Annotated in this window: 1 protein-coding gene; it reads right to left on the reverse strand. The window is 43.2% G+C overall.

Annotation, left to right across the window (positions count from 1 at the left end; all coding sequences use genetic code 11):
- Positions 1-2220, reverse strand: a 2220-nt coding sequence (locus tag MKL33_RS06875; protein ID WP_442866707.1) for a YadA family autotransporter adhesin, incomplete at both ends; no start/stop codon positions are given.

Consider the following 2220-nt stretch of genomic DNA (forward strand, 5'->3'; position numbering starts at 1 on the left):
TCGCTGGCGATTGGCGTACTTCCGCCTGTAGGTAAATTATCAATCCTTGTATTTAAGGTTAAAACTTCGCTGTCTAGTTGTTTTTTATTGATTGCATCAGTATCGGCTGTACCTGCCTTAACATTGGTAATTTGTTTTTCTGCACCTGCTTTACCAACCGAAATACTGTTGTCTCGGTCAGTTTCAGAGTCGTTACCTAAAGCCGTTGCGCCTGTATGCGTGGCTTTGCTATAACTACCAAAGACACTGCTATTCGTTGCGCTTGCTGTATTGTTAAAACCAACGGCACTACTGCCTACACCTGTTGCATTATTGATGACCCCAACCGCACTACTGGCGATACCTGAAGAAATATTAGATTTACTCCACCCTTGAACATAATCCAAAAAGACCTGTTTTTGTGCCAAAGTGAGCGTAGTATTACCATTAATAGAAACAATGTCATTTGCAGTTACATTGGATAAATCCGAATTAGCTGAAACACTTGAAGAGGTCACAATCGTCGTCACACTACTACCACTACCATAAGTAATCGTGTTACCATTTATAGAAGCCTCACTCGGCGCACCAAAGCCATTCCCGACTGCTATACTTCCAAACCCTGTTGCCTGATTTCTGTGTCCTAATGCACTACTCGCAATGGCACTTGCTACATTCCTTGAACCCACCGCAGTGCTATGATCACCCGATGCAGCATTAGTATAACCCAATGCACTGCTCATAGCACCCGATGCAGTATTCCTATAACCAAATGCACTGCTAACATAACCCAATGCAAGATTATTAGAACCCACCGCAGTGCTATAAACACCCGATGCATTATTCACATGACCCAATGCACTGCTAACAGAACCTGATGCAGTATTATTATAACCCACTGCACTGCTAAGATAACCCAATGCAGTATTCTTAGAACCCAATGCACTGCTCCTATTACCCGATGCGGTATTGCCCAAACCTACCGCATTACTGCCTGCACCACTGGCATTATTACTTACACCGACTGCGCTGGCAGCCACACCTGAAGCTATATTTTGACCTTTTTGTACCGCATCAATAAATGCCTGCTTTTCGTCAGAAGTTGGATTGGTATTGCCATCAATGGCTGTAATATTGCCCGTATTTAAAGCTGCAACCGATGTTGCTGTGGTGGTAATCGGAATGCCATCAATTGAGGTAATGACACCGCCTACACCTGGGACAATCAAAGCGTTGTTTATCCCTGAACCGATAGCATTTGAAAGCGTACCTGTGGCTTGGTTATGCGAACCTATGGCATTGCTAAATGTTTTACTGGCTGAATTTTGTACGCCGATAGCATTACTAAAAAAACCTGATGCAGCATTACCATAACCCACTGCACTGCTAACAGCACCCGATACAGTATTATTAGAACCCACTGCACTGCTATTAAAACCCGATGCAATATTTGCCATTCCCATTGCACTACTATTTATCCCAACCGTAATATTTCCGCCTTTCTTGGCTGCATTGATAAACGCTGCTACTTTAGCTGGTTGGTCTGCTTTGGTGGTCGTTACCCCACCCACTGTAAATGAATCAATATCATCCATATTCAGACTGGTTGAAGTTACGGTGATCCCTGCCACACTGGTCAAGGTTGTACCATTGTTAGTACTGATATGTGCAGTACCTCTCGCTGAACCTAAAGCCGTGGCGGTTGAAGTATGAGCATAATTGTCGCTGGCGATTGGCGTACTTCCGCCTGTAGGTAAATTATCAATCCTTGTATTTAAGGTTAAAACTTCGCTGTCTAGTTGTTTTTTATTGATTGCATCAGTATCGGCTGTACCTGCCTTAACATTGGTAATTTGTTTTTCTGCACCTGCTTTACCAACCGAAATACTGTTGTCTCGGTCAGTTTCAGAGTCGTTACCTAAAGCCGTTGCGCCTGTATGCGTGGCTTTGCTATAACTACCAAAGACACTGCTATTCGTTGCGCTTGCTGTATTGTTAAAACCAACGGCACTACTGCCTACACCTGTTGCATTATTGATGACCCCAACCGCACTACTGGCGATACCTGAAGAAATATTAGATTTACTCCACCCTTGAACATAATCCAAAAAGACCTGTTTTTGTGCCAAAGTGAGCGTAGTATTACCATTAATAGAAACAATGTCATTTGCAGTTACATTGGATAAATCCGAATTAGCTGAAACACTTGAAGAGGTCACAATCGTCGTCACACTACTACCA

The organism is Acinetobacter sp. AOR43_HL, from assembly GCF_027854635.1.
In the GTDB taxonomy this organism is placed as follows: Bacteria; Pseudomonadota; Gammaproteobacteria; order Pseudomonadales; family Moraxellaceae; genus Acinetobacter; species Acinetobacter pittii.